The organism is Bacillus sp. JST-5, assembly GCF_057747715.1.
The window spans coordinates 17,843-44,139 of the sequence record NZ_JBYLHW010000014.1 but is presented as its reverse complement, the minus strand read 5'-3'; the positions used below and the strand labels follow the sequence as shown (position 1 = coordinate 44,139).

28 protein-coding genes are annotated in these 26,297 nt (G+C 36.1%); 27 read left to right on the top strand and 1 reads right to left on the bottom strand.

What is annotated here, in order from left to right; translation table 11 throughout:
- Positions 1-182 precede the first annotated feature (182 nt).
- The 17 genes from AC3ASS_RS05100 (at position 183) to AC3ASS_RS05020 (ending at position 13,660) form a co-directional block, all read left to right on the top strand.
- Entirely contained in the window at positions 183-317 is a 135-nt protein-coding gene (locus AC3ASS_RS05100) for a hypothetical protein (protein WP_488282431.1), read from the top strand.
- Between the two features lie 50 nt (positions 318-367).
- Positions 368-1,159, top strand: a complete 792-nt coding sequence (locus AC3ASS_RS05095) for a TerC family protein (protein WP_488282430.1) — start codon at positions 368-370, stop codon at positions 1,157-1,159.
- Positions 1,160-1,736: 577 nt separating this feature from the next.
- Entirely contained in the window at positions 1,737-3,062 is a 1,326-nt protein-coding gene (gene paaK, locus AC3ASS_RS05090; RefSeq protein WP_488282429.1) for a phenylacetate--CoA ligase PaaK, read from the top strand.
- Between the two features lie 85 nt (positions 3,063-3,147).
- Positions 3,148-4,119 carry a 1,2-phenylacetyl-CoA epoxidase subunit PaaA gene (gene paaA, locus AC3ASS_RS05085; protein WP_488282428.1) on the top strand — a complete coding sequence of 324 codons (972 nt, stop codon included), beginning with the start codon at positions 3,148-3,150 and terminating at the stop codon, positions 4,117-4,119.
- A 19-nt stretch (positions 4,120-4,138) separates the two neighbouring features.
- Positions 4,139-4,528, top strand: a complete 390-nt coding sequence (gene paaB / locus AC3ASS_RS05080) for a 1,2-phenylacetyl-CoA epoxidase subunit PaaB (RefSeq protein ID WP_488282427.1) — start codon at positions 4,139-4,141, stop codon at positions 4,526-4,528.
- Positions 4,488-5,312, top strand: a complete 825-nt coding sequence (gene paaC, locus AC3ASS_RS05075; protein ID WP_488282426.1) for a 1,2-phenylacetyl-CoA epoxidase subunit PaaC — start codon at positions 4,488-4,490, stop codon at positions 5,310-5,312. The genes paaB and paaC overlap by 41 nt, the downstream gene beginning before the upstream one ends.
- 26 nt (positions 5,313-5,338) lie before the next feature.
- Complete coding sequence (gene paaD / locus AC3ASS_RS05070) at positions 5,339-5,839, top strand: 1,2-phenylacetyl-CoA epoxidase subunit PaaD (protein ID WP_488282425.1); 501 nt, start codon at positions 5,339-5,341, stop codon at positions 5,837-5,839.
- A 29-nt stretch (positions 5,840-5,868) separates the two neighbouring features.
- Entirely contained in the window at positions 5,869-6,159 is a 291-nt protein-coding gene (locus AC3ASS_RS05065) for an EthD family reductase (protein ID WP_488282424.1), read from the top strand.
- Entirely contained in the window at positions 6,156-6,932 is a 777-nt protein-coding gene (locus AC3ASS_RS05060) for an enoyl-CoA hydratase/isomerase family protein (protein ID WP_488282423.1), read from the top strand. The genes AC3ASS_RS05065 and AC3ASS_RS05060 overlap by 4 nt, the downstream gene beginning before the upstream one ends.
- 8 nt (positions 6,933-6,940) lie before the next feature.
- Positions 6,941-7,714, top strand: a complete 774-nt coding sequence (locus AC3ASS_RS05055; RefSeq protein WP_488282422.1) for an enoyl-CoA hydratase-related protein — start codon at positions 6,941-6,943, stop codon at positions 7,712-7,714.
- Positions 7,715-7,728: 14 nt separating this feature from the next.
- Positions 7,729-9,246: an aldehyde dehydrogenase family protein gene (locus tag AC3ASS_RS05050; protein ID WP_488282421.1), complete on the top strand. Its 1,518-nt coding sequence runs from the start codon at positions 7,729-7,731 to the stop codon at positions 9,244-9,246.
- Positions 9,247-9,383: 137 nt separating this feature from the next.
- On the top strand, positions 9,384-10,208 hold the full coding sequence (locus AC3ASS_RS05045; protein WP_488282436.1) for a 3-hydroxyacyl-CoA dehydrogenase: 825 nt from the start codon (positions 9,384-9,386) through the stop codon (positions 10,206-10,208).
- Positions 10,209-10,228: 20 nt separating this feature from the next.
- On the top strand, positions 10,229-11,431 hold the full coding sequence (locus tag AC3ASS_RS05040; protein ID WP_488282420.1) for a thiolase family protein: 1,203 nt from the start codon (positions 10,229-10,231) through the stop codon (positions 11,429-11,431).
- Between the two features lie 11 nt (positions 11,432-11,442).
- Positions 11,443-12,219: an enoyl-CoA hydratase-related protein gene (locus AC3ASS_RS05035; protein ID WP_488282419.1), complete on the top strand. Its 777-nt coding sequence runs from the start codon at positions 11,443-11,445 to the stop codon at positions 12,217-12,219.
- Positions 12,220-12,306: 87 nt separating this feature from the next.
- A complete protein-coding gene (gene paaX, locus AC3ASS_RS05030; RefSeq protein ID WP_488282418.1) occupies positions 12,307-13,203 on the top strand; it encodes a phenylacetic acid degradation operon negative regulatory protein PaaX in 897 nt (298 codons plus the stop codon).
- An 84-nt stretch (positions 13,204-13,287) separates the two neighbouring features.
- Positions 13,288-13,449 carry a hypothetical protein gene (locus tag AC3ASS_RS05025; protein ID WP_488282417.1) on the top strand — a complete coding sequence of 54 codons (162 nt, stop codon included), beginning with the start codon at positions 13,288-13,290 and terminating at the stop codon, positions 13,447-13,449.
- Positions 13,450-13,486: 37 nt separating this feature from the next.
- On the top strand, positions 13,487-13,660 hold the full coding sequence (locus AC3ASS_RS05020) for an IS3 family transposase (RefSeq protein WP_488282416.1): 174 nt from the start codon (positions 13,487-13,489) through the stop codon (positions 13,658-13,660).
- A gap of 57 nt (positions 13,661-13,717) precedes the next feature.
- Here AC3ASS_RS05020 and AC3ASS_RS05015 read toward each other — a convergent pair whose 3' ends face one another.
- Positions 13,718-14,248 carry a gamma carbonic anhydrase family protein gene (locus tag AC3ASS_RS05015; protein ID WP_488282415.1) on the bottom strand — a complete coding sequence of 177 codons (531 nt, stop codon included), beginning with the start codon at positions 14,246-14,248 and terminating at the stop codon, positions 13,718-13,720.
- 63 nt (positions 14,249-14,311) lie between these two features.
- On the opposite strand from AC3ASS_RS05015, the gene AC3ASS_RS05010 reads away from it, so the two are divergent.
- The 10 genes from AC3ASS_RS05010 to lpdA all read left to right on the top strand — a co-directional run bounded on the left by AC3ASS_RS05010 (position 14,312) and on the right by lpdA (position 26,078).
- Positions 14,312-15,274, top strand: a complete 963-nt coding sequence (locus tag AC3ASS_RS05010) for an NAD(P)H-dependent flavin oxidoreductase (protein ID WP_488282414.1) — start codon at positions 14,312-14,314, stop codon at positions 15,272-15,274.
- A gap of 315 nt (positions 15,275-15,589) precedes the next feature.
- Positions 15,590-16,144 (top strand): YdcF family protein, encoded by a 555-nt coding sequence (locus AC3ASS_RS05005; protein ID WP_488282413.1) that lies wholly within the window; start codon positions 15,590-15,592, stop codon positions 16,142-16,144.
- Between the two features lie 1,016 nt (positions 16,145-17,160).
- Positions 17,161-18,156 carry an ABC transporter substrate-binding protein gene (locus AC3ASS_RS05000; protein WP_488282412.1) on the top strand — a complete coding sequence of 332 codons (996 nt, stop codon included), beginning with the start codon at positions 17,161-17,163 and terminating at the stop codon, positions 18,154-18,156.
- A 17-nt stretch (positions 18,157-18,173) separates the two neighbouring features.
- On the top strand, positions 18,174-19,148 hold the full coding sequence (locus tag AC3ASS_RS04995) for an ABC transporter permease (protein WP_488282411.1): 975 nt from the start codon (positions 18,174-18,176) through the stop codon (positions 19,146-19,148).
- On the top strand, positions 19,123-19,923 hold the full coding sequence (locus AC3ASS_RS04990) for an ABC transporter ATP-binding protein (RefSeq protein WP_488282410.1): 801 nt from the start codon (positions 19,123-19,125) through the stop codon (positions 19,921-19,923). The genes AC3ASS_RS04995 and AC3ASS_RS04990 overlap by 26 nt, the downstream gene beginning before the upstream one ends.
- Before the next feature lie 230 nt (positions 19,924-20,153).
- Positions 20,154-21,263 (top strand): Leu/Phe/Val dehydrogenase, encoded by a 1,110-nt coding sequence (locus tag AC3ASS_RS04985; RefSeq protein WP_488282409.1) that lies wholly within the window; start codon positions 20,154-20,156, stop codon positions 21,261-21,263.
- 25 nt (positions 21,264-21,288) lie between these two features.
- Positions 21,289-22,359 (top strand): pyruvate dehydrogenase (acetyl-transferring) E1 component subunit alpha, encoded by a 1,071-nt coding sequence (gene pdhA / locus AC3ASS_RS04980; protein ID WP_488282408.1) that lies wholly within the window; start codon positions 21,289-21,291, stop codon positions 22,357-22,359.
- A complete protein-coding gene (locus tag AC3ASS_RS04975; protein WP_488282407.1) occupies positions 22,356-23,357 on the top strand; it encodes an alpha-ketoacid dehydrogenase subunit beta in 1,002 nt (333 codons plus the stop codon). The genes pdhA and AC3ASS_RS04975 overlap by 4 nt, the downstream gene beginning before the upstream one ends.
- A 19-nt stretch (positions 23,358-23,376) precedes the next feature.
- Complete coding sequence (locus AC3ASS_RS04970; protein ID WP_488282406.1) at positions 23,377-24,642, top strand: dihydrolipoamide acetyltransferase family protein; 1,266 nt, start codon at positions 23,377-23,379, stop codon at positions 24,640-24,642.
- Positions 24,642-26,078, top strand: a complete 1,437-nt coding sequence (gene lpdA / locus AC3ASS_RS04965; RefSeq protein WP_488282405.1) for a dihydrolipoyl dehydrogenase — start codon at positions 24,642-24,644, stop codon at positions 26,076-26,078. Before AC3ASS_RS04970 ends, lpdA begins: the two co-directional genes overlap by 1 nt.
- Positions 26,079-26,297 lie beyond the last annotated feature (219 nt).

The window sequence follows — 26,297 nt, the reverse complement described above, 5'->3', positions numbered from 1 at the left end:
AGACCTCTTGGAGGGTGGAGTGACCACTGGCATAAAGAGAACAGCTATTCACGGAAGTTATAAAGACTTGCGTCAATGATCTTAATTGAACCGCCGTATACGGAACCGTACGTACGGTGGTGTGAGAGGACGGGAGTTAATCGCTCCCTCCTACTAGATTTGATAATCTGGGAGGTAAGTGTATGAAAAAAAGACAGCATTTCCTCGTTGTAAAAAGGATGATTTATTTGCTTGAGTGTATAAAAAGGATAAAATTCATAATGGTTGTGGTAAAAATGAATGTTGGCTCTCCTAAAGGAAAATACGGTCTTATTTAGAAAATGAAATATCAAACTACAGTAAAATACTAAAGGAGGATTCAGGTTACATGGAACTTTCAATTTTATTAGAATACAGCTGGGTATTACTACTTCTAATTGCACTTGAAGGGCTTTTGGCAGCTGATAATGCACTTGTTTTAGCTATTATGGTCAAGCATCTTCCGGAAGAACAAAGAAAGAAAGCGTTGTTTTATGGGCTTGCAGGTGCATTCGTTTTCCGTTTTGCTTCACTATTTGTGATTTCATTCTTTGTCAATGTATGGCAGATTCAGGCGATAGGTGCTCTTTATCTTTTATTCATCGCAATCAATCATATTTTTAGAAAAGTTGCTGTAAATAAAGAAAAAGAAAAAAATAAAGAAATACAGGAAAAGAAACAATCCGGATTTTGGGGAACTGTTTTCAAAGTAGAATTGGCCGATATCGCATTTGCAGTCGACTCCATTCTTGCAGCAGTAGCATTAGCAGTTACGCTTCCGAATACAAATCTTCCGCAAATCGGCGGACTGGATGGAGGTAAGTTTCTCGTTATCTTTGCTGGAGGAGTAATAGGCTTAATTATTATGCGCTTTGCTGCTAATTTCTTTGTAAAATTGCTTCATTCGAAACCTGGTTTGGAAATCGCTGCGTTTCTCATTGTTGGCTGGGTTGGGGTAAAGCTATCTGTTTATACGTTATCACATCCTCAGCTGGCAATATTACCTGAAGGGTTTGCAAAATTACCTGAATGGAAAATAACATTCTATGCTGTACTCGTTCTGATCGCATTAGGTGGCTGGTTTTTATCAAAGGAGAAAAAAGAACTGCCTTCCGCAGAAGAATCCAATGGAAATGGGTAGTTTCAAAGATTTTCCCTTTTAGAAACATAGCTTGAGCCGCCCTTTATTTGGACGGCTCGGGCTTTAATAATCTAGAAAGAGAACATTTATTTGAAATCGTTCAATGAATTGGTTCAAAGGTGTGTACAAAGAAAAGTTCGAGAATATTACTGAATGATAAGAACAAGATTTGAAATTTATCGGCGCAGGAAAAAGCAATTTTAAGATTCAATCAACAAATATAAGTTAAGAAAATATTAAAATAGTCATCACAAGGATCCATATAACAATTGATTTAATTATTTGAATCAATAGATTCAATTCTATTCCCCCTCCTTGCATAGATAGATTTTACTATAATATTAGTAATATTTGTATTTATTTAAAGGTTTTGTAAAAAACACTATGAGTTAAGTCGCAATATTATAAGAAATATTTGGTTGTTTGAATCTTCAGTATTTTATTGACACTATTTTGTAAAAAAGATATCCTAAAGTTAAATAATTTCATAACGTTTTTTATATAATTCGATAATAAAACGTTATATGAAAAACTCAAAAATGTAAGCGCTTTAAATAGGTATTGGGGAGGGGAATTTATGATATTACATGAAATTGAAACGGCTGACAGAAGTACCATTGAACAAGAACAATTAAAAGATTTAAAAGAAACAGTAAAAAGAGTTTATGAAAATGTTCCTTTTTATAGGAAAGAATTCGACAAAAGGGGAATAAAACCGGATCATATCCAAGGATTAGAAGATGTACAAAACTTACCTTTCACGACAAAAAAAGATTTAAGAGATCACTATCCGTTTGGCTTATTTGCTGTAAAGCAGGAGGAAATGGTTCGTATCCATGCATCTTCCGGTACTAGTGGAAAACCGACTGTTGTTGGCTATACAAAAAATGACATTGATAACTGGGCTGAAATTGTTGCACGAGCAATTGCCATTGCTGGAGGAAAACCTGGAGAAATTCTTCATAACGCCTATGGTTACGGTTTATTTACGGGGGGATTAGGACTTCATTATGGCGGTGAAAGATTAGGAATGGTAACCGTACCTGTTTCAGGGGGGAATACAGAACGCCAAATAAGTTTAATCGAGGACTTCAAACCTACTGTTATTAGCGCCACACCGTCATATGTTTTAAGCATTGGTGAAAAAATGATTGAATTAGGAAAAGATCCAAGGAAAACAAGCTTGAAATTTGGAATTTTCGGGGCTGAACCTTGGTCTGAAGAAATGAGAAAAGCATTAGAAGATTTATTTGATATTAAAGCATGCGACATCTACGGGCTAAGTGAAGTTATTGGACCTGGAGTTGCCATGGAATGTCATGAAGCTCAAGACGGTTTACATGTAGCTGAAGATCATTTCTTCGTTGAAGTGATTGATCCAAAAACTTTAGAGCGTGTACCTGATGGAGTAGAAGGGGAGCTTGTGTTTACAAGCTTAAAGAAAGAAGCTTTCCCTGTCATTCGTTATCGAACTGGTGATATTGCTTCCATTACTCGTGAAAAATGTGTTTGTGGAAGAACGACGATCCGCATGTCTAGAGTTAAAGGCCGAATCGATGATATGTTAATTATTCGCGGGGTGAACGTATTCCCATCTGAAATTGAACATTATTTAATTCAAATTAAAGAGTTAGCTCCGCACTATCAACTGCACTTACATAAAAAAGGACCTCTAGATGATGTTGAATTACATGTAGAAGTAAGTGACGAACTTTACAAAGCCATTCAAGGTGATATGAATCATGAAAAGATAAGTGAACTAACTAGAATAGTTCAACATTCAATGAAGAACAATTGTTTAGTTTCAATGAAGGTTAAAGTGTTGCCGCCTAAATCCATCCCAAGATCAGAAGGGAAAGCAGTTCGTATTGTAGATTTACGTAAGCAATCTTTTGTTAAGTAACGAAATAAAAAAGTATTGAATATTATATAACAGTATTTTATAATAACGTTAATAAAACGTTATACGAAAGGAAGTGTAATACTTCATGTCAGTTTTAACTTCATTTGAACATTTAACGGAAGAAGAAAAACATGCTAGATTTATGGAGCGAATTGAAGCTGGCGAAAAAATTGAAGCAGATGATTGGATGCCGGAAGAATATCGTATGGCTTTAATTAAATTAATTTCTATGCATGGAATTAGTGAAATTATGGGTGCTCTTCCTGAAAAAGAATGGGTGCCGAAAGCTCCAACATTGAGAAGAAAACTTGGAATTATGGCAAAAGTTCAAGACGAAATGGGTCATGGACAGCTGTTATTACGTGTTGCTGAAGATTTAATGAGACCTCTAGGAAAAACACGTGAAGAAATCATGCAAGATTTATTTACAGGAGATTTAAAGTTTCATAATGTGTTCCACATGGAAGCGCCTACATGGGGAGATGCTGGTCTAATCGGTTGGTTAGTAGACGGAGCAGCGATCATCACTCAAACAAACATGTTACATGCTTCTTACGGACCATATGCTCGTGCATTACAAAGAATTTGTGCAGAAGAAGTGTTCCATGCTCAGCACGGTGAATCTATAATTCTAGCATTAGCTGAAGGAACGGAAGAACAAAAAGCGTTAATTCAAAATGCTCTAGACCGTTGGTGGCCTGCATTGTTAATGTTCTTTGGACCTCCAAGTGCAGATACAACTGGTTCTACAAAACAAGATATTACAATTAAGTATCGTATCCGTACAAAAACTAATGAACAATTGCGTCAAGATTTCTTTACAAAATATGTACCTAGAATTTTATCATTAGGGTTACGTTTACCAGATGAAACAATGTACTTTGATGAAGAAAAACAAGAGTGGATTTATCAACAACCAGACTGGAACGAGTTCAAGAAAATTATAAAAAATCAAGGTCCAAAATCTCAGGAACGCCTTCGATTAAGAAAACTTTCTTATGAGAATAATCGCTGGGTACGTGAAGCATTAAATATGGATACACAAGCAGCGGTTTAAGATAAAGGAGGAAGGCAACATGGAGGAAAATAAAAGCAAAAATTTTTACGAAGTGTTCGAAGTATTTAGTAAACGTTCAGATACTGCAAGTATGCAATATCAATTTAGCCTCTTAGCTCCTAACCATGAAATCGCAATGGTGATGGCGCAAGAAAATTTTATGCGTCGTGAACCAGTTGCAGATATATGGGTTGTTAAGCGTTCAGATATAAGAAAAATGACTGAAGAAGAAAGAGAAACATTAAAAAGGCTCGATAACAAAGATTATCGTACAGCTAAAGGCTACGGGTATTTAAAGAAAAAATGGCGTGAATATGAACAAAAATTCTTTGATGAAAAAGAGATCCTATCTTGGGGTGAGAGAACAAATGAAAAAAATTCAAACAGCACAAGAAGCAGCGCAAAATGAAGCGTATAAAAACGTATTAGTGGAACTTTTATATCAATTGGCAGATGATGATTTATTAATAGCTTTCCGTGGTTCTGAATGGTTAGGACTTGCACCTCACATTGAAGAGGACGTTGCATATTCTTCCATTAATCAGAATACAATGGGGCATGCAGCCATGTATTATCAACTTCTCGAAGAATTAGGAGAAGGAGATGCAGACTATCTAGCTCATGGTCGAAAAGCTAGTGAAAGAAAGAATGCCGTCATTTTAGAAGAAGTCAACGGACCTGGAACATATTTAGAAGAACCTAGATATGATTGGGCATTCACTGTCGTAAGACACTATTTTTACGATATTTATAAAAAATTAAAACTTGAATCCTTAAAAAACAGTTCGTACGAACCACTTGCACAAGTAGCCATCAACATTAACAAAGAGGAATATTATCATTTAATGCATTGGGGAACTTGGTTTAAACAGCTTTCACTTGCAGGTGGAGAAGCTACGGAACGAATGAAAAAAGCTGTTGAAAAAGTTTGGGCTGATCTAGAAGGTCTAATTACATTTGGGCCAAATGCTGAAAAAATGAAAGAATTTGGGTTGATTGCAGGAGAAGATGAGCTTAAAAAGCAATATCTCTCAAAATTAGAAGGAATTTTACAATCTGTAAACTTCTCTTATCCTGGAGAACCAGGAATGAAACGAGGAAATGGTCGCATAGGTGAACATACGGCAGATTTAGATCAAGCGCTATCAACTTTAAGTGAAGTATATGTAAGTATTCCTAATGCTACTTGGTAATTTGTCAGCAGAAAGCAGGGGTGAACATGTTAGATAAAGAGAGAAGATTAGTAGAAGAGATTTATAAAGTTCTAGAACATGTGAAAGATCCGGAAATAGATTCTGTCAGTGTCCTTGATTTAGGGATGATTGAAAAAGTTTATGTTGAAGACGGAACCGCTTATGTTAAAGTACTTCCTACATTTATGGGTTGTCCAGCACTTGAATTTATTCAAAAGAATATTGAAAGCGCTATCTTAAATGTAGAAGGAATTCAACATGCGGACGTTGAATTTATTCAACATCCGGCTTGGACTTCAGACAGAATTACGGAACTTGGGAGGGAAAGACTGAAAGAATTTGGTATCGCCCCGCCTCCTAAATATATTGAAGAAGATGGAATGTGGTCGGTTGATTGCCCGTATTGCGGTTCATCCTACACGACAATGGAAAATATCTTTGGACCTACCGCATGCAGAAGTATTTTATATTGCAAAGGATGTAAAAATCCATTTGAAGCAATGAAACCAATTTCAACATTAATGTAGTAGAAATACAATGAAGGGTTGGGAAAAATATGTATAAAATGATTGCCTTATTTAAAAAGCCTGAAGATACAGAAAAATTCGATGAATATTATTTCAACACACACGTTCCTTTAACGAAAAAAATACCTGGATTACAGGACATCCGTGTAACAAAGTTTGCTGGTGATGGCCCGTACTATTTAATGTGTGAAATGGTTTATGAAAGCAAAGAAGCTTTTAAAGTTGCTTCTAAGACAGATGAAGCAAAAGCTTCTGGAAAAGATGTCATGTCTTTTGCTGGTGATCTTGTAACATTCTTATTTGGGGAAGAGGTAGAATGAGCGAATTTCAATTTATTGAAACCGAACAAATAGAGACAATCGGTCTCATAAAATTGAATCGTCCAAAAGTATTAAATGCAATTAATCGACCAATGGTAACAGAAATAATTACCGTTTTGGAAAAATATGATCGCGATGACCAAATTAAGGTCATCGTTCTTGCTGGAAATGGACGTGCTTTTGCTGCCGGAGCAGATATTGATGAAATGGCCAATGATGATGCGATTTCAATGGAGCTGTTAAATCAGTTTGCCGAGTGGGATCGTATAAATACTATTAAAAAGCCAATTATTGCTGCCGTACAAGGATTTGCTCTTGGTGGTGGATTCGAACTTGCACTTGCTTGTGACGTAATATTTGCTGCAGAGGATGCAAAATTCGGTTTTCCTGAAGTCAACATAGGAGTAATGCCTGGAGCTGGAGGAACCCAACGTATAACCAAACTGATGGGTAAAACAAAAGCTTTAGAATGGCTCTGGACTGGGGAAATGATGAGTGCAAGTGAAGCACTCCATTTCGGCATAATTAATCGCATGATAGCCCCTGAATTATTAATGGAAGAAACTCTTTCTTTTGCAAAGAAAATTGCAAAGCAGCCACCATTATCTATCCGATTGATTAAAGAGGCTGTATATAAAGCGGTTGATTATTCCATTTATGAAGGGATGCAATTTGAACGTAAAAACTTCTATCTTCTCTTCTCTTCTGAAGATCAAAAAGAAGGTATGAGAGCTTTTATCGAAAAAAGAAAGCCACATTTTAAAGGGAAATAGGTGGTTAAATGTACGAAACAATTAAATATCAAGTAGAAAATGGAGTAGGTTGGGTCACGTTAAATCGTCCTGATAAATTAAATGCTTTTACCGAACAAATGAATAAAGAAGTGATAGACGTTTTCAAAAAGATGAAAAAAGATGATAACGTCAGAGCAGTAGTGATTACAGGAGAAGGTCGAGCTTTTTGTTCTGGGGAAGATTTATCTAGTATTGCTGAAGAAACGAATCATGCTGAAATTTTGCGAAAACGTTATAATCCGATGGTTAAAGAAATTGCATCATTAGAAAAACCAGTGATTGCTGCTGTGAATGGAGTGGCTGCTGGTGCCGGTTTTAGTTTAGCTTTAGCATGTGATTTTCGTTTAGCTTCTGAAAAAGCTAGTTTCATAGAAGCATTCATTCACGTCGGACTAGTTCCTGACTCAGGAAATCTTTTCTATTTACCAAGGATTGTTGGCCTGGCAAAAGCAATGGAATTAGCTATTTTAGGAGAAAAAATTACTGCGGAACAAGCGTATGAGTATGGGCTTGTAACGAAAGTAATACCTTTAGACTCATGGGAACAAGGGGTAAAAGAATTTGCAGAAAGACTTGCAAAAATGCCGACGAAAGCAATAGGTTTAATTAAACGTTATATGCAACAAAGTTTCAATGAGAATCTTGATTGGATGCTAGAAAAAGAAGCATATTCTCAACGAATAGCTGGTCTTACAGAAGATCATCAAGAAGGTGTTAACGCCTTTAAGGAAAAAAGACTACCCGAATTTAAGGGGAAATAAAAGGAGAGGATCACATGGCAACTGTTAAAGATCAAAAATTTGAAGTCCTTCCGACAAAACGCGAAGTATATGATCTATTCATTAATGGAGAAAGAGTCAAAAGTTCTTCCGGTCAAACATTCACTACATATAATCCGGCAACTGGAGAAGCGGTTGCGGAAGTAGCAAAAGCTACTGTAGAGGATGCTGAAAAGGCCGTAAAAGCTGCTCGTCAAGCGTTCGACCATGGGAAATGGCGTCGTTTTCCTGTTGGGAAAAGAGCACGTGTACTAAATAAAATTGCTTCTATTATGCGTTCTCGTTTTAATGAATTAGTAGAATTAGAGATTTTAGATACCGGTAAATCTTTATCTGCTGCACAAGGTCAAGTCATGCAAGCAATAGAAGATTTTGAATTTTATGCATCTGCGATTGTCGGACATCGTGGAAATGTAAACAATATGCCAGGGCCATTCTTTAACTATACATTAAAAGAGCCAGTTGGAGTTTGTGCTCAAATTGTTCCATGGAATTATCCGTTAATGATGGCTGCATGGAAAATTGCACCTGCTATTGCTGCTGGATGTTCAGTAGTATTAAAACCTGCATCATTAACACCTCTAACAGCAATTGTATTAACAGAAATTTGCCATGAAGCTGGAGTACCTGAAGGGGTTGTCAACGTAATTCCAGGATCAGGCTCTACGATCGGAAATTATTTAGTTGAACATCCAGACGTAGATAAAGTTGCTTTCACAGGTTCTACGCCAATTGGAAAAGATATCATGGCTAAAGCAAGCTCAACATTAAAACGGGTAACTTTAGAACTTGGTGGAAAATCTCCAAACATCGTATTTGAAGATGCGGATATCGATGCAGCGGTTGCTGGTTCATTATTTGGTATTTTCTACAATACTGGTCAATCTTGTGAAGCAAGATCCCGTTTATACATTCATGAAAGCATTTATGATGAATTCATGGAAAAATTTGTAGCAAAAACAAAAGAGTTGAAACTTGGTAACCCATTTGATCAAGGTACACATGTCGGTGCGGTAATTAGCGAAGATCAATTAAATACGATTGATAGCTATGTAAAATCTGCTATTAATGATGGTGCAACCATTTTAACTGGTGGAAAACGTGCAGTAGTAGAAGGCTATGAAAATGGATATTGGTATGAGCCAACTGTTATTGCTGATGTGAACCATGACATGAAAGTTGTTCAAGAGGAAATTTTTGGTCCAGTTGTTGTAGCAATGAAATTTAAAGATGAAAAAGAAGCTATTCAATTAGCTAACGATACAATCTATGGTTTAGGATCTGCGATTTGGACAAAAGATCATGCTCGTGCTACTCGAGTGGCCGGAGAAATTAGAGCAGGAATTGTAATGGTTAATAGTCCATTCTCTGCATTCCCTGGAACTCCATTCGGAGGTTACAAACAATCTGGTTTTGGCCGAGAATTAAGCTTTGAAGCGCTAGATTTATATACAGAAACTAAGAGCGTTCTTTCTTACTACGGCTCTCGTCCATTAAATCCATTTGGAGTATAAGATTTACTTGAAAATTTAGCGAGCATATCTAGTGGTATGCTCGCTATCTTGTCATAGGAAATCATTTTACATCTATTGAAAAGGAAGGATGAACAATAGTGGAAATTAAACAAGTTGCAGTTATTGGTTCAGGTGTGATGGGACGAGGAATCGCCTATGTGAGTGCGGTTGGCGGGTTTCAAGTGAATCTCGTTGATGTAAATGAAAAAGCGTTAGAAAGTGCAAAAAGTGAAATCGATACTATTTTTGAAAAAGGGTTGGAACGAAAAAAAATAACTATTGAAGAAATGGAAGCAGCAAAAGCAAGATTATTTTTTACAACAAGTATTGAAGAGGCAGCAAAACAAGCAGATTTAGTTATTGAAGCTGTACCAGAAAAAATTGAAATTAAAAAGGATGTTTTTGAAAAATTAGACGCCAATGCTCCTGCTCATTGTATTTTAGCAACCAATACTTCAACAATGAGTCCAACAGAAATTGGATCGTTTACTAAACGACCTGATAAAGTAATTGCTATGCATTTCTTTAATCCAGTTCATAAAATGCCACTAGTGGAAATTATTCGTGGGTTGGAAACTAGTGATGAAACTGCTGAACTCGTAAAAGCTGCCGCTGAAAAAATGAAAAAAGAAACAGTTGTGGTCAATGAGTTTCCTGGATTTGTAACAAGCCGAATAAGTGCTCTAGTTGGTAATGAAGCATTCTATATGCTTCAAGAAGGAGTTGGAACTCCAGAAGAAATTGATAAAGCCATTAAATTAGGATTGAATTATCCAATGGGTCCTTTTGAATTAGCAGACTTAGTTGGATTAGACACTCGTTTAAACAATTTAAATTATTTACATAAAACATTAGGTGAAAAATATCGTCCAGCTCCTCTATTAGTGAAATATGTCAAAGCAGGAAGACTAGGACGGAAAACAGGTCGTGGAGTATACGACTATACCAATAAAGGTGAGTAACATCAGAAAGGAGAACAACAATGAAAGAAGTCGTCATTGTAGATGCGGTACGTACTCCAATAGGGAGATATAAAGGTGCACTAAAACAAGTACGTCCGGATGATTTAGGTGCAGTGGTTATTAAAGCTATTTTGGACAGAAATCCTAATCTTCCTGCTGATCAAATTGAAGAAGTTGTTTTAGGAAATGCCAATCAAGCAGGGGAAGACAACCGAAATGTAGCAAGAATGTCTGCATTGCTTGCAGGACTACCAGTTGAAGTAGGTGGTACTACTGTTAACCGTCTATGTGGTTCTGGCTTGGATGCTGTCAATTATGCTGCTCGTGCAATCATGGCTGGAGAGGGCGATATATTTATAGCCGGTGGTACAGAAAGTATGACTCGTGCACCATTTGTTATGGCAAAGCCAGAATTAGACTTTCCACGTGGAAATATGGAATTATTTGATACTACCATTGGCTGGAGATTTATTAATAGTAAATTAGAAGAAATGTATGGAACAGATTCTATGCCACAAACGGCAGAAAACGTTGCAGAACGTTTTAATATTTCTCGTGAAGAACAAGATGAGTTTGCTTATGAAAGTCAAATGAAAGCAAAAGCAGCGATGGAAAGTGGTAAGTTTAAAGAAGAAATAGTCCCTGTTTCTTTTATGGATAAAAAAGGAAATGAAATAATTGTTGATACAGATGAACATCCACGTCCAGATACAACATTAGAAAAATTAGCTAAATTAAAACCTTTATTCCCAAATGGAACTGTTACGGCTGGTAATGCTTCAGGCGTTAACGATGGAGCATCAGCAGTATTAATGATGTCTCGCGAAAAAGCTGAAGAATTAGGCTTAAAACCTCTTGTTAAATATAAAGCATCTGCTGTAGCTGGACTTGAACCTGCCATCATGGGACTTGGTCCAATTTATGCTACTAGAAAAGCTTTACAAAGAGCACAATTATCCATTTCAGATTTAGGCTTAGTGGAATTAAATGAAGCATTTGCCTCCCAATCGTTAGAATGTATTAAGCAACTTGGCCTTAATCGCGAAATTGTAAACGTCAATGGTGGTGCGATTGCATTTGGCCATCCATTAGGTGCAAGTGGAGCTAGAATATTGACAACTCTTATTTATGAAATGAAACGCCGTGGAGTACAATATGGACTTGCAACGATGTGTATCGGTGTCGGTCAAGGAATTGCGACTGTAGTAGAAAACATCGAGTAGGGGGGAGACTCTTGGAAAATCTTCTTTACGAAAAGAAAAACTACATTGGTTTGGTAACCATTAACCGTCCTGAAGCACTAAATTGTTTTAACTATGCGACATTGAAAGAATTGGGAGAATTAGTTGAACAAATTCGTGTTGATAAAGATGTACGAATTGTTATTTTCACAGGTGCAGGAGATAAAGCATTCAGTTCTGGGGCGGATTTAAAAGAACGCAGAACATTGACGGAAGCAGAAGTGAGACGAAACGTTTATAAAATTCGCACCGTATTTCAACAAATAGCAGACTTACCACAACCGACAATTGCAGCAGTTAACGGATATGCTTTCGGTGGTGGTTTTGAATTAATGTTAGCTTGTGATTTTCGTATTGCCGTTCGACATGCAAAGATGGGATTGACTGAAACTAGCTGGGCAATAATTCCAGGTGCAGGTGGTACACAACGACTTCCAAGATTAATTGGTGAGGCAAAAGCGAAAGAATTAATTTTAACCGCGAAAAAAATAAATGCAACGGAGGCAATGAATTACGGCATTTTAACATCTGTTGTTGAATCAAACCAACTAATGGAGGCTTGCCATGAATTAGCCAATGCCATTTTACAAAACGGACCAATAGCCGTTCAGCAAGCAAAATTTGCAATTAACCAAGGAATGAATGCAGACCTCCATACTGGACTTGAAATTGAAGCAAAAGCATATGAAATAACGATTCCAACGAAAGATCGTATCGAAGCACTAAACGCTTTTGCAGAAAAACGGTCTCCACAATTTAAAGGGGAATAGTAAATACTTGACAGACAAGCGGTTCATTGTGAAATAATTAATTAGCAATGAACCGTTTTATTATAGTGTTAGCGAAGGGGAAAAGAAATGGAAAACAATTTTAATACTAGATCGATGATTTTTACTCTGTATGGAGATTATATAAGGCATTATGGTAATGAAATTTGGATTGGAAGCTTGATCCGTTTATTAAAAGAATTTGGACATAATGAGCAATCTGTCCGAGCTGCCATTTCACGAATGCACAAACAAGGTTGGGTCATGTCCAGAAAAGAAGGAAATAAAAGTTATTATTTCTTAACGGATCGTGGTATTTCTCGAATGGATGAAGCCGCCAATCGAATTTTTAAGTTAAAATCTGAGCGTTGGGATGGTAAATGGAGAATGCTCATTTATTCCATACCAGAGGAAAAAAGAAACATCCGAGATGAATTAAGGAAAGAACTCGTTTGGAGCGGATTTGGAACCATTTCTAATAGCTGTTGGATATCTCCGAATGATTTGACAAAACAAGTATATTCATTAATGGACAAATATGGCATTCATTCATACATCCATTATTTTATTACAGAGTATGACGGACCGCATGAAAATAAAATGTTAGTCCAAGATTGTTGGGATTTAGATGCCATTAATGAAAAATATGAAGAATTTATTGCAGAGTATAGCCAAAAATATGTCATCGATAAAAACAAAATCCATAAAGGTGAGATGACAGATGCTCAATGTTTTGTGGAACGTACAAAGCTTGTCCACCAATACCGAAAATTTCTCTTTATAGATCCAGGGTTGCCAGAAGAATTATTGCCAGACAAATGGTTGGGAAATCATGCGGCTTCATTATTTGCTGACTATTATCGTGAATTGGCAGAGCCTGCAAGCAGATTTTTTGAAGAAGTGTTTAGTGAAGGAAATGAAATAAAGAAAAAAGATAAAGAATATGATTTTAACCATCATCCTCTTATGGTAGATGAAAGTTTATAGAAAAAGCGATTGGAAAATGATATGCTCCCCTTAAGGTAGACAGTTAAAAAATAAAAAACTGTTTACTTTAGGGGGAGTATTTTTATGTCAAAAAGAGCAAGTGCTTTAGAGGAAAAAATTATGATAGTCAAAGCTTTAGAAAACGGTACTCACACTATTTCCGAATTAGAATTCATTTATAATGTGCGTGGTGTAACCATTTATGATGGATATATAGATATAAAAAATATGGAATTGAAGGATTAAAAGAATCATCGTCTTGGAGGAGATTAATAACGGACCCATGGAGTCGTTTTGGGGAATCCTCAAATGTGACAATTATTATTTACACAAGTATGAAACCTTTGATGATCTTAGAAAAGCAATTGATGAATACATATTTTTCTATAATCATGAAAGATATCAAGAAAAACTAAACGGCCTTAGTCCAGTTGAATACAGGACTAAAGCCGCTTAAATTCATTTTTTTCCGCTGTCTACTTGACAGGGGGGCAGTTCATTTCTATATTCTATTTTACTCATGTTTCAATTGAGACTCTAATTCTTTTTTGAACAATCTTCCTTTTTCATAATATGTATCTATAGTTAATTGAATAATTTGTTTATCTTTGTCAGTAAGTTCACGAACGACTTTTCCAGGAGAACCTAATACTAAAGTATTTGGAGGAATTTTCTTTCCTGATGGAATGAATGTGTTTGCCCCAATAAATGCTCCTTCTCCAATTTCTGCACCATCCATAATTGTAGAACCCATACCGATTAAAGCGCCTTTGCGAACAATACAACCGTGCAAAATAACGTTATGCCCAACAGAAACTTCATCTTCTAAAATTAATGGAAATTCTTCATAAAGATGAAGGGTGCAATTATCTTGAACGTTACATCTTTCTCCGATTGTTATTGGTCCTTCATCACCACGTAAAACGGCATTAAACCAAATGCTAGAATCTTTTCCAATCGTAACATCTCCCATAATATGTGCACCAGGAGCGATAAAAACGCTTGGATCAATCTTTGGTTTTTTTCCATTTAACGATATAATCATAACAAGACCTCCTAAATTGAAAACGTTATCAAAATTATAACATATGAAGTAAGGAGAATGAGGATGAATAAACTTTGTAAACTATTAAACATTCAAATTCCTATTATTCAAGGGGGGATGGGCAATATCAGTAATGCTCCGCTAACAGCAGCTGTATCTAAAGCTGGTGGATTAGGAACGATTGGAGCGGGGACAATGATGCCGGATGAAGTCGAATCGATTATTACAGAAGTGAAAAAGCGAACAGATAAGCCGTTTGCAGTCAATATTGCGCTAACAGTTTCTCCATATGCAAAAGAAATCGTAGAACTTGTAATTAAACATCGAGTACCGGTTGTATCTTTATCTGCTGGTAATCCTGCTCCACTTGTACCATATTTTCATGATCATGGTGTAAAAGTTATTACGGTTGTAGGATCAGTCAAACATGCAATGAAAGCTGAAAGTGCCGGTTCGGATATAATCGTCGGGGAAGGATATGAAGCAGCAGGAATTAACTCTCCATTTGAAACGACAACGTTGACGTTAATCCCACAACTAGTACAAGCTGTTAATGTTCCAGTAGTTGCTGCTGGAGGAATTGGAAATGGAAGGGGACTTGCAGCAATGCTTGCTTTAGGTGCACAAGGAGTACAAATGGGTACGAGATTTATTGCTACGAAAGAGGCACCATTTGCTGACATGTACAAGAAAAAAATATTGGATGCTGATGATGTAAGTACTATGATTGTTGGACGTTCAGTAGGAAGAGTACGCAGAGTCTTAAAGGCGCCATATACGGAGCAATTATTACAAAAGGAAAAGAAAGGCATGAGTTTAGAAGAATTTAATGAAAAAACAAGTGAGACATATCATAAAATTGGTGCACTCGAAGGAAACGAGGAAAAAGGTTATATGAACAGTGGACAAATAGCAGGTCTAATAAAAGATTTACCTACTGTCGAAGAGGTCATTCAAACAATGATGAAGGAAGCAGAACAAACAGCGTCAACTCTATTTACAACATTCCAAAATATGAGAAATTGAAAAAAGAATGGTTTACATTATTAGATGTATGTTCATTAGGCTGAGAATTCAATGCCCCTTAATGCAAGGGTTTACTTTCATCCATTAATGAATAATATAATAGAAAGAATAGAATGCAAGAAGATAACCATAATAATTGGCAAACTTTGAGCATTCTATTTTTTTAAAGTTGTCATTTTCAATAATGGGCGATGGTGAAATAAATAAGAAATAGACAATTAGCTTATTTCTCTTGTAAGTCCCTCACAACTTCCTAATTTTAGGGTAATAAGATCGATTAGTCGAGCCAAACTATTTTAGAAGGAGGGAGATAAATTGTCATATCCGTTTGATTGTATAACAGATTTTATTTTTGTTGAAACAGAGGTTGAGCCTTCAGATATTATTTTAGTTCCCGGTTGCAGTCAACCTCAGTTGATGGAAAGGGCAGCAGAATTATACCATCAAGGACTTGCTCCTTATATACTTCCATCTGGTGGGAGAAATCCAAACATTAGGACAACAGAATGGGATTACTTGCGTGAAGTAGGTTTATCTCTAGGTGTTCCAGAAACAGCAATCTTAAAAGAAGATAAAGCTTTAAATACTTTTCAGAACTCAAAAAATTCTTGGGAAGTACTTGAATTGGCTGGGATAAAACCTAAAAGAGCTATTATTACTTGTAAAAACTATCATGCTCGACGGGCATTACTAACCTATCAAATTCATTTCCCGGCTGAAACAACTTTTTTTGTCAGTCCAGTTGTTGATAAAACGGGTATAACAAAAGATAATTGGTACTTGGATGAAAATAAAATTATGTACGTGATGGATGAAGTTGAAAAAATAGGTAGATACATGAGGGATTTTATCAAATTACTCCAAAAATGATAAGTGGATTACTTTTCATATTAGCTATATCTATCTGTTAATTTAACATTTGAACTTAAATGAGAAAATAAGGATAATGACTTGGTGAGCATTTTGTTTAAATTTTTCAACGATATTCATTTGGAGCTACTCTTTCGTGCCAGTTTACGTATCTTCACTCTTAAAATACGGACGAGTCATCAAACTTGAGAAATTAATCACAGACTTGTCCGTAGTTAAGAATTAATGATAATTCTACTATTTATATCTTTTAATTAATACGTATTGCAATTAAAATAAGAAGAGGTAGGAGACCATAAAGCTCCCTACATACGGAGAGTGACTCTCTATTCGGTGGGGGATACGCGTTCGACTCTGCCATGTAATTCCCTATCATTTTCTTTAAAAATAAAAACATGGATTTAGTTTAAAAGTAACAGTCTAATAGTAGCTTTGCATCCCAATCTTCTAATGTTGTTTTTACCTTTTCTACTGTTTGTTCAATAAACTCCTCAATTAATAGGTTGGTAATGTATTTTGTTTCAATTTCTGGCTTAGTTGCTATAAGTTCAAACCAATGAATTGTGCGTAACCTCTAGTAATTAACCTCTTTTTCACTAAGTAAAGGATTCAACCCATATGTTCTTGTTTGTAGAAAATATTGCGATATAGAAATACTATTAAGGTTCATGTATTTCTTATTAAAAATACAGTCTGGAATTCAATTAAATTTTTAAATGGAAAGAAATGAATAAAATTTTTTTACAAAAATATTATTTATACAATGATTTAAAAGATTCAAAAAATTTATTGACTCAAATTATTAATAAATGATAATATAACGTTAAATTAACGTTATCATGTTTTGACGATAGACATGATAGCGATTAATTGTTTTTTATTATTTTGTTTTGTAAACGGTTACATACGATTGGTTTTTCATCGTAGAGAAAGGGGGATATTTTCCGAGTTTTATAAGATAATATACATCATAAAAATATCTTTCATTTTATAGCAATCAAGGGGGTAACAATAGAATGAAAAAACGTACGAAATCTTTACTAAGTATCGTATTATCTGCCGGTTTGATTTTAGCGGCTTGTGGGAAATCTGATGAATCTAGCGGATCCAATGATAATAAAGATAAAAAAACATATAAAATAGGAGTTACACAAATTGTAGAACATCCTTCATTAAATGAAGCTTTTGAAGGTTTCAAAAAAGCATTAGAAGATCAAGGAATTGAAGCAAAATACGATGTGCAAAATGCACAAGGAGACCAAAGTGCTAATACAACCATTGCTAACAATTTAGTTAGTTCAAATCCAGATTTAATTTTTGCCAACTCTACACCTAGTGCTCAAAGTGTGTTAAGCTATACTAAAGAAATTCCGATTATTTTTACTAGTGTGACAGATCCGGTTGGTGCTGAACTTGTAAAGGCATTGGATCAGCCAGGTGAAAATATTACTGGTACGATCGACGCTCATCCGGAAGCAATTCCAAATACGCTAAAATTCATTAAAGAAGAATTAGGCGGTAAAAATGTCGGATTACTTTACAATGCCGGTGAACAAAATTCAGTTGCACAAGTAAACTCTGTAAAAGGTTTAATGAAAGAAATAGGTTTAAACCCTATTGAGGCTTCAGTTTCAACCTCTGCTGAAGTTAAACAAGCGGCTGAATCGATCGTTGACAAAATTGATGCATACTACATTGTTACTGACAATACAGTAGTTTCAGCTATCGAGTCAGTCATTTCTGTAGCATATGAACATGATGTACCATTATTAACCGCTGAACTTGACTCCATTGAAAAAGGTGCTTTTGCTGCTTACGGATTTGATTATTATGACATCGGTTATGAAGCAGGATTAATGGCTGCATCTATATTAAAAGGTGAGAAAAAACCGTCTGAAATACCTGTTCAATATCCACAAAAACTAAAACTTGTTATTAATAAAAAGGCTGCAGCTGAGATGGGGATTGAGTTGAAGTCTGAATGGGATAGCATCGCAGAATACGTAGAATAAGTTAGGAGAGATTACAAATGGGTACTGCAATCTTCGGTTCTATCGAGATGGGAATCATATACGCAATTATGGCACTTGGCGTTTATTTATCCTTTCGCGTACTTGATTTCCCGGATTTAACCGTAGACGGCAGCTTTGTAACGGGTGCCGCAGTAGCATCAGCAATGATTTTTTCAGGATTCAATCCAATCATTGCGACGCTAGCGGCTCTCGTTGCTGGTTTTATTGCTGGCTGTATTACGGGAATCCTTCATACAAAAGGGAAAATTAATGCATTACTTTCTGGAATATTAATGATGATTGCCTTATATTCTATTAATCTTCGAATTATGGGATTGACTTCTGATACTTCAATAGGGAGACCAAATATTCCACTATTAAATTCAGAAACTATTTTCACAAAAATATCGAATATTAACTCAACTTGGGGTATTATTGTCAGTATGTTTATTGTCACGTTTTTCATAAAATGGATTACAGACCGTTTCTTAAAAACAGAAATTGGTTTAGCCATTCGTGCAACAGGCGACAATAAGCGAATGATTCGCAGTTTTTCTGCAAATACTGACGGACTTATTATTTTAGGATTAGGTATTTCTAATGCATTCGTTGCTTTTTCAGGCGCATTAATTGCACAATATTCAAAATTTGCTGACGTCGGTATGGGAATTGGTATGATTATTATCGGGTTAGCATCCGTTATCATTGGTGAAGCAATTATTGGTACAAAGACAATTGCTAGAACGACTTTAGCAGTTATTTGTGGAGCTATTATTTACCGAATTGTTGTAAGTTTAGCGCTCCGTGTCGAATTCCTCGATGCTGGAGATATGAAATTGATTACGGCTGTTATCGTTATTTTAGCGCTTGTAATTCCAAACATTATCGATAATCAGCGTGAAAAACGTAGAAAAGCAAGGCGTCATGCAGAAAGAATGACAGCATTGAGTGGGGAGGGAGAAGCCATTGCTAAAGCTCAATCAAATCAGTAAGATTTTTAACGAAGGAACACCTGATGAAAAGATCGGACTTGATCGAATCAATCTTCAATTAAAAGAAGGAGACTTCGTAACGATTATCGGTAGTAATGGTGCAGGTAAATCTACATTAATGAATATAATTTCTGGTGTTCTGACTCCTGATGTTGGAACAGTTGAAATAGAAGGAAAAGATGTAACTAATATGCCGGAATATAAACGTTCCCAATATATCGGGCGAGTTTTTCAAGATCCGATGGCAGGGACAGCACCATCCATGACGATTGAAGAAAACTTGGCAATGGCTTATTCTCGTGACAAGAAAAGAACGTTACGTTCCGGAGTTACAAAAAAGAGAAAAGAATTCTTTATAGAATCTTTAAAATCTCTACACCTTGGATTAGAGAACCGGATGAACGCTAAAGTCGGTCTGTTATCTGGTGGAGAAAGACAAGCATTATCACTATTAATGGCAACTTTTACTGGGCCGTCCATTTTATTGCTAGATGAACATACTGCGGCACTTGACCCTTCCCGTGCCCAATTAATTACAGAATTAACGAAAGAAATTGTTGAAAAACATAAACTAACAACCTTAATGGTTACCCATAATATGCAGCAAGCACTTGATTTAGGAAATCGTTTGATCATGATGGATAAAGGTCAAATAATTTTAGAAGTTGGAGAAGAAGAGAAAAAGAAATTAACTATTGAAAAACTTTTAGCAGAATTCCAACGTATTCGTGGAGAAAAATTAGCAAGCGACCGTGCTTTATTAAGTAGTGTATAAAAGGGAAAGGGATATAATCCTCTTTCCTTTTTTATATGGAATTTCAGTAGAAAAATTAAGAATTAAATCGACATTTCAAAAAATTATGGCAAATGATTGACGATAAATATTACGAAATGATAGAATATCGTTAAAATAACGTAATAGAATATTAGACTTATAGTAGGAAATCTTGTTTTTTTTATTTGTTATGTAAGCGTTTACTATTTCACAAGTAGGAGGATACAACAATGGATATTTTTACAAAAGCTTATGAACATGAACAAATAGTATTTTGCAATGATCCAGACAGTGGATTAAGAGCTATTATTGCAATACATAATACAACACTTGGACCGGCACTTGGCGGATGCCGTATGCGCCCTTATGCTTCCACAGAAGAAGCGCTAGAAGATGTATTACGTTTATCAAAAGGGATGACATACAAATGTGCTGCAGCTGATGTTGATTTTGGTGGAGGAAAGTCTGTAATTATTGGTGATCCAAATAAAGATCGTTCCCCACAGCTATTTCGTGCGTTTGGCCAATTCGTAGAATCATTGAATGGAAGATTTTATACAGGTACCGATATGGGAACAACACCAGAAGATTTTGTCCATGCTGCGAAAGAGACTAATTGTATTGTTGGTATACCTGAAGAATATGGCGGTAGTGGAGATTCATCTGTTCCAACTGCATTAGGAGTCATTTATGGAATAAAAGCATCAAATAAAGTTGCTTTTGGAGACGAAAAATTAGAGGGAAAAACTTATTCCATCCAGGGTTTAGGAAAAGTTGGATTTAAAGTTGCTACTCAATTATTAGAAAATGGAGCAAATCTTTACGTAACAGACATTAATGAAAAAGCAATTCAAGATCTCGTTGAATTGAGTAAACAATACGATGGCACAGTAAAAGTTGTTTCTAGTGATGAGATTTATAGCGTTGATGCCGATGTATTCGTACCTTGTGCCTTAGGTGCAATCATTAATGATGATACGATTCAACAATTGAAAGTGAAAGCAATTGCCGGAAGTGCTAATAATCAGCTATTAAATGAAGAAAGACATGGTCAAGCATTATACGAAAAAGGAATTCTTTATGCGCCTGACTATATTGTAAATGCAGGTGGATTAATCCAAGTAGCAGATGAATTGTACGGTCCAAATAAAAATCGTGTTCTAAAGAAAACGGAAGCGATTTATTCTTCTTTACTAGAGGTCTATAAATATTCTGAAAGTGAAAAAATTCCAACCTATAAAGCAGCAAACCTATTTGTAGAAAAACGAATTGAAGAACGTAAGAAGAGAAATAGCTTTTTCACACATCATAAACGTCCGAAATGGGACATAAAAAAATAAAGATGAATAATAAAGAGGTGAGATCATGGAACACCAATTCCCAAAGATTCAAATCGTAGACGAAAATGGTAATATCGTCGATTCAAAATATGAAGACAAGCTTACACCAGAATTTATTAAAGAATTATATGAACGTTTAATGTTTGTTCGTACTTTTGATAGAAAAGCAATAAGCTTGCAACGCCAAGGTAGATTAGGAACATACGCTCCATTTGAAGGACAAGAAGCTGCACAAGTTGGAAGTGCTCTTGCACTAGAAAAAGACGACTGGCTGTTCCCAACGTATCGTGATCATGCGGCAACAATTACTTTCGGACATAAACTTTCAACTGTATTTTTATATTGGAATGGACGAGTTGAAGGCTGTGTTCCTCCTGAAGGAAAAAAAATATTCCCACCTGCCGTACCGATTGCTACGCAACTCCCTCATGCAACAGGTGCAGCTATGGCAGAAAAATATAAAGGGACTAAAAATGCAGCTATTGTTTATTTTGGAGACGGTGCAACTTCTGAAGGCGACTTCCATGAAGGATTGAACTTTGCAAGTGTATTTAAAGCACCAGTAGTATTCTTTAACCAAAATAATAGTTTCGCAATTTCAGTACCTATTCATAAACAAATGAATTCTAAAACGATTGCCCAGAAATCTGTAGCTTATGGAATTCCAGGTATTCGTCTAGACGGTAACGATATTTTTGCTGTTTATTTCTACACAAAAGAAGCATTAGATCGTGCAAGAAACGGTGAAGGTCCAACGTTAATTGAGGCGGTAACATGGCGTTATGGTGCCCACACAACTGCGGACGATCCAACGAAATATCGTAATCAAGAAGAAAGTTTAGAACGAAGAGAAAAATATGATCCAATTTTACGTGTGGAAAGATTAATGAAAAATAAAGGAATTTGGGATGAAAAATGGGCTGCTTCAGTAGAAGAAAAAGCATCACAAACGATTGAAGAGGCAGTAAAAGAAATGGAAGCATTCCCAGCCCCTGACGTCAATGACTTGTTTGATCATGTATTCGAGAAACCGACATGGACTATTGAGGAACAAAAACAAGCATATTTTGAATACTTGCGGGGTGAAAAACGATGACAGTTGAAACACATGTAAAGACGAATAAATTAACATTAGTTCAAGCGGTGACAGATGGTTTACGTACGATGTTAAAAGAGAAAAAAGAAGTCATCGTTTTAGGTGAAGACGTTGGGAAAAACGGTGGAGTTTTCCGTGCAACAGACGGACTACAAGAAGAGTTCGGAGAGGACCGTGTCATTGATACACCATTAAGTGAAGCAGGTATTGTCGGTGTTTCAATTGGAATGGCTATTAATGGGATGTTGCCAGTTGCTGAAATTCAATTTTTAGGATTTATTTACCCTGCTTATGAACAAATCATGACACATGCTTCACGGATTCGAATGAGAACGATGAGCAAGTTCCATGTTCCTCTAGTCATTCGTGCACCTTATGGGGCAGGGGTTCGTGCTCCAGAAATTCATTCCGATAGTGTAGAGACACTCTTTACACATATGCCAGGAATTAAAGTCGTTTGTCCTTCAACTCCTTACGACGCGAAAGGTTTATTGATTGCTGCAATCGAAGATCCAGATCCGGTTTTATTTATGGAGTCGATGAAACTATATCGTTCAAGTCGTGAAGATGTACCTGAAGGCAAATATACGGTAGAAATCGGAAAAGCAAGAAAAGTTCGTGACGGTAAAGATGTTTCTATCTTCGCATGGGGTGCAATGGTACCAGTTGCAACGAAAGCAGCAGAAGAAATGGAGAAAAAAGGCGTAACATGTGATGTTATTGATTTACGCACTTTATATCCATTAGATAAAGATGCCATTGCTGAATCTGTTCAAAAAACTGGTCGAGTTGTCATTGTGCATGAAGCTCATGCTACAGGTGGAGTAAGTAATGACGTAATTTCAGTTATTAACGATACATCGTTCCTTTATTTGAAAGCTCCTATTGAGCGCGTAACAGGTTTTGATGTTCCAGTTCCGTTCTTTACATTAGAAGAACATTATTTACCAAATACTGGTCGTGTCGTAAAAGCAATCGAGAAAGTGATCCATTTTTAACGAGAAAGAAGGTGAAACTGTGTTAGAAGTAAAACTAGTCGACATCGGCGAAGGAATGCATGAAGGTGAAATTCTTCATTACTTCGTCAAAGTAGGAGATCGAGTGACTGCAGACCAAGCATTAGTAGAAGTTCAAACAGATAAAATGACCGCAGAGTTGCCGTCTCCTGGAACAGGCATTGTGAAAGAAATTTTAGTAGAAACAGGAAATACTGTTACGGTCGGTACAACCCTTTTAATCATAGAAGAAGAGGGCGGTACTAGCGCTTTGACTCAAACGGAAGAAAAATCGGAATCCACAGTTGAAAAACAAGAACCTGTCATTGCTGAAGTAACAAAACAAGAATCGAAAGAGTTTAAACCAGCAGCTGCTGGTCAAATGAAAGTAGTTCTTGCTGCACCGTATACGAGAAAAATTGCTAGGGATCATGGAGTGAATATTGAAGAAATCGTTGGAACTGGGCCAGCAGGAAGAGTGACTGATGAAGATGTTTATCGTTACATTGAACAATTGAAAAATCCTGTATCAACACAAGATGAGGTTAAGAAGGAAGTTTCGGAACAACCAGCGGCCGTTTACGAAGTGGCAAAACGTGATCCTGAGGTCATTCCATTTAAGGGACGTCGCAAACAAATTGCGAAGAAAATGTCTCAATCATTATTCACAATCCCGCATGTTACACATTTTGAAGAGATCGATATGACTGATCTCATCGAGTTTAGAAGTGAATTAAAAGAAATGGGGCATAATATTTCTGTTGCAGCATTTTTCATTAAAGCATTGCAACTTGCATTAAAAGATTTCCCAATTTTCAATGCAAAATTGGATGAAGAAAATGAGGTTATAAAGTTAGAAAAGGTTTACAACATTGGAATTGCAGCAGATACAGAAGAAGGTTTAATCGTACCTGTTATCCATAATGTTGAGACAAAATCAATTAAACAAATTCATAAAGAAATGAAAGAGCTTAATAAAAAAGCTCAAGAAAATAAATTATCAATGAAAGAATTAACGGGAAGTACGTTTACAATTAGTAACGTTGGTCCGCTCGGAAGTATTGGTGCAACACCAATTATCAACTATCCAGAAGTTGCATTAATGGCTTTCCATAAAACGAAAGAAATGCCAGTTGTTCGAAATAAAGAAATTGTCATTCGTTCGATGATGAATGTATCGATGTCATTTGATCACCGTGTAGCAGATGGTGGAACAGCTGTTGCCTTTACAAATCGCTTCAAAGAGCTAATAGAAAATCCAAAAATGCTATTGTTGGAGTTGGTATAATGGTTGTCGGAGAATTAACACAAGAAAGAGATGTCATCGTCATTGGTGGAGGACCTGGAGGTTATACGGCAGCCATTCGCCTTGCTCAACTAGGTCGAGAAGTAACATTAATCGAAAAAAATGTTGTGGGTGGAGTTTGTTTGAATGAAGGATGTATTCCTTCAAAAGTTTTTTCACACATTTCTACAAAAGCTCAAGAAGTGTCACAACTTTCCTCTTTCGGTATAGAAGTGGGTGAATATAAACTACAATTCGAACAACTACAAGTTTATAAAGAAAAAGTAGTAACTCAGCTTCGAAAAGGTGTAGAAGCTCTTTGTAAAGCAAATAAGATTGAAGTGTTACAAGGTTCAGCAACATTTTTAGACTCAGAACGAATCGGTGTAGAAAATGGCCATCAATTTGATATATATAAATTTAATGAAGTGATCATTGCGACAGGTAGTAGACCAGATAGTTTTCCGGGGGTAGAATTCGATCATACGCGAATTGTACATTCTCGCTCATTATATGAATTAAAAGAAGTTCCATCACATCTTGTCATTTATGGTAATGATTATATAGCCCTAGAAGCTGCATTTAGTTTTAAAGCTTTAGGAAGTGACGTGACCATTTTATTCGATTCGAATTGGAATGGTTTTGGATTTGATTCTTCCATCGAAAGGGAATTGCAACGTTTAATGAAGAAAAACAAGATAAAAATTGTCAAATGTTCACGCTTAGTAAAAGCTGAATCCAATGAAGAACAAGTAGTGGTAATGATTGAAAGTGACAAAGGGGAGGTTTCCATTGAAGCTTCTCACCTATATGTTCAATCAAGTTATAAAGCTAATGTAGAGGATTTAGGAGTCGACCGTTTAAAGATGGTCTTTAATGAAGATGGTTCTATAGCCATAAATGAAAGATGTCAAACTTCAATTCCGAAAATTTATGCAATTGGTGATGTGACCGGTGGTGAGCAATTAGCTGTAAAAGCTATTAAGCAAGGGAAAACGGCAGCTGAAGTCATTTGCGGTCAATCATCGGAGTGGGTAACACCATATATACCGAAAGTAGTCCATAGTAAACCACCTATTGCTTCTGTAGGATTAACGGAAGATGAAGCAAAAGCAGCAGGCTATGAAGTACGAACGGGACAGTTTAACTTAGCAGGAAATGGATATGCAGGTATATTAAATCAACGTGAAGGATTTGCAAAAATTGTATCAGATCATAAAACAGAGCGAATTCTAGGTGTTCATTTAATGGGTGCTGGAGCCATTGAGTTAATTTCTACGGCTATATCTTCCCTAGAAATGGTTGCTAGGGAGGAAGACTTGAAGTTTCCGTTATATCCTCATCCAAGTGTGAATGAAGGATTATTGGAAGCAGTAGAAGATTTGGTCAACCAAGCGATACATCAAGCTCCTTCTAAAAAAGCTGTTGGGGTAAAATAATTATATGTTCACAAGCTATTAGGACGTTTATATAAACGTTCTAATAGCTTTTTTACATTTTAGCCGCTTGTTACGTTAACCGTGGTTTTTCTATTAATAAGATTAAAATTAAATCTTGTCAAACCAAAAACATATGGATCATTTTTTACTAGTGAAATTAAGAATAAACGTTAATTGTTGAATGAAATTTTCCTAAGGGAATTTCACAATTCCGCATCT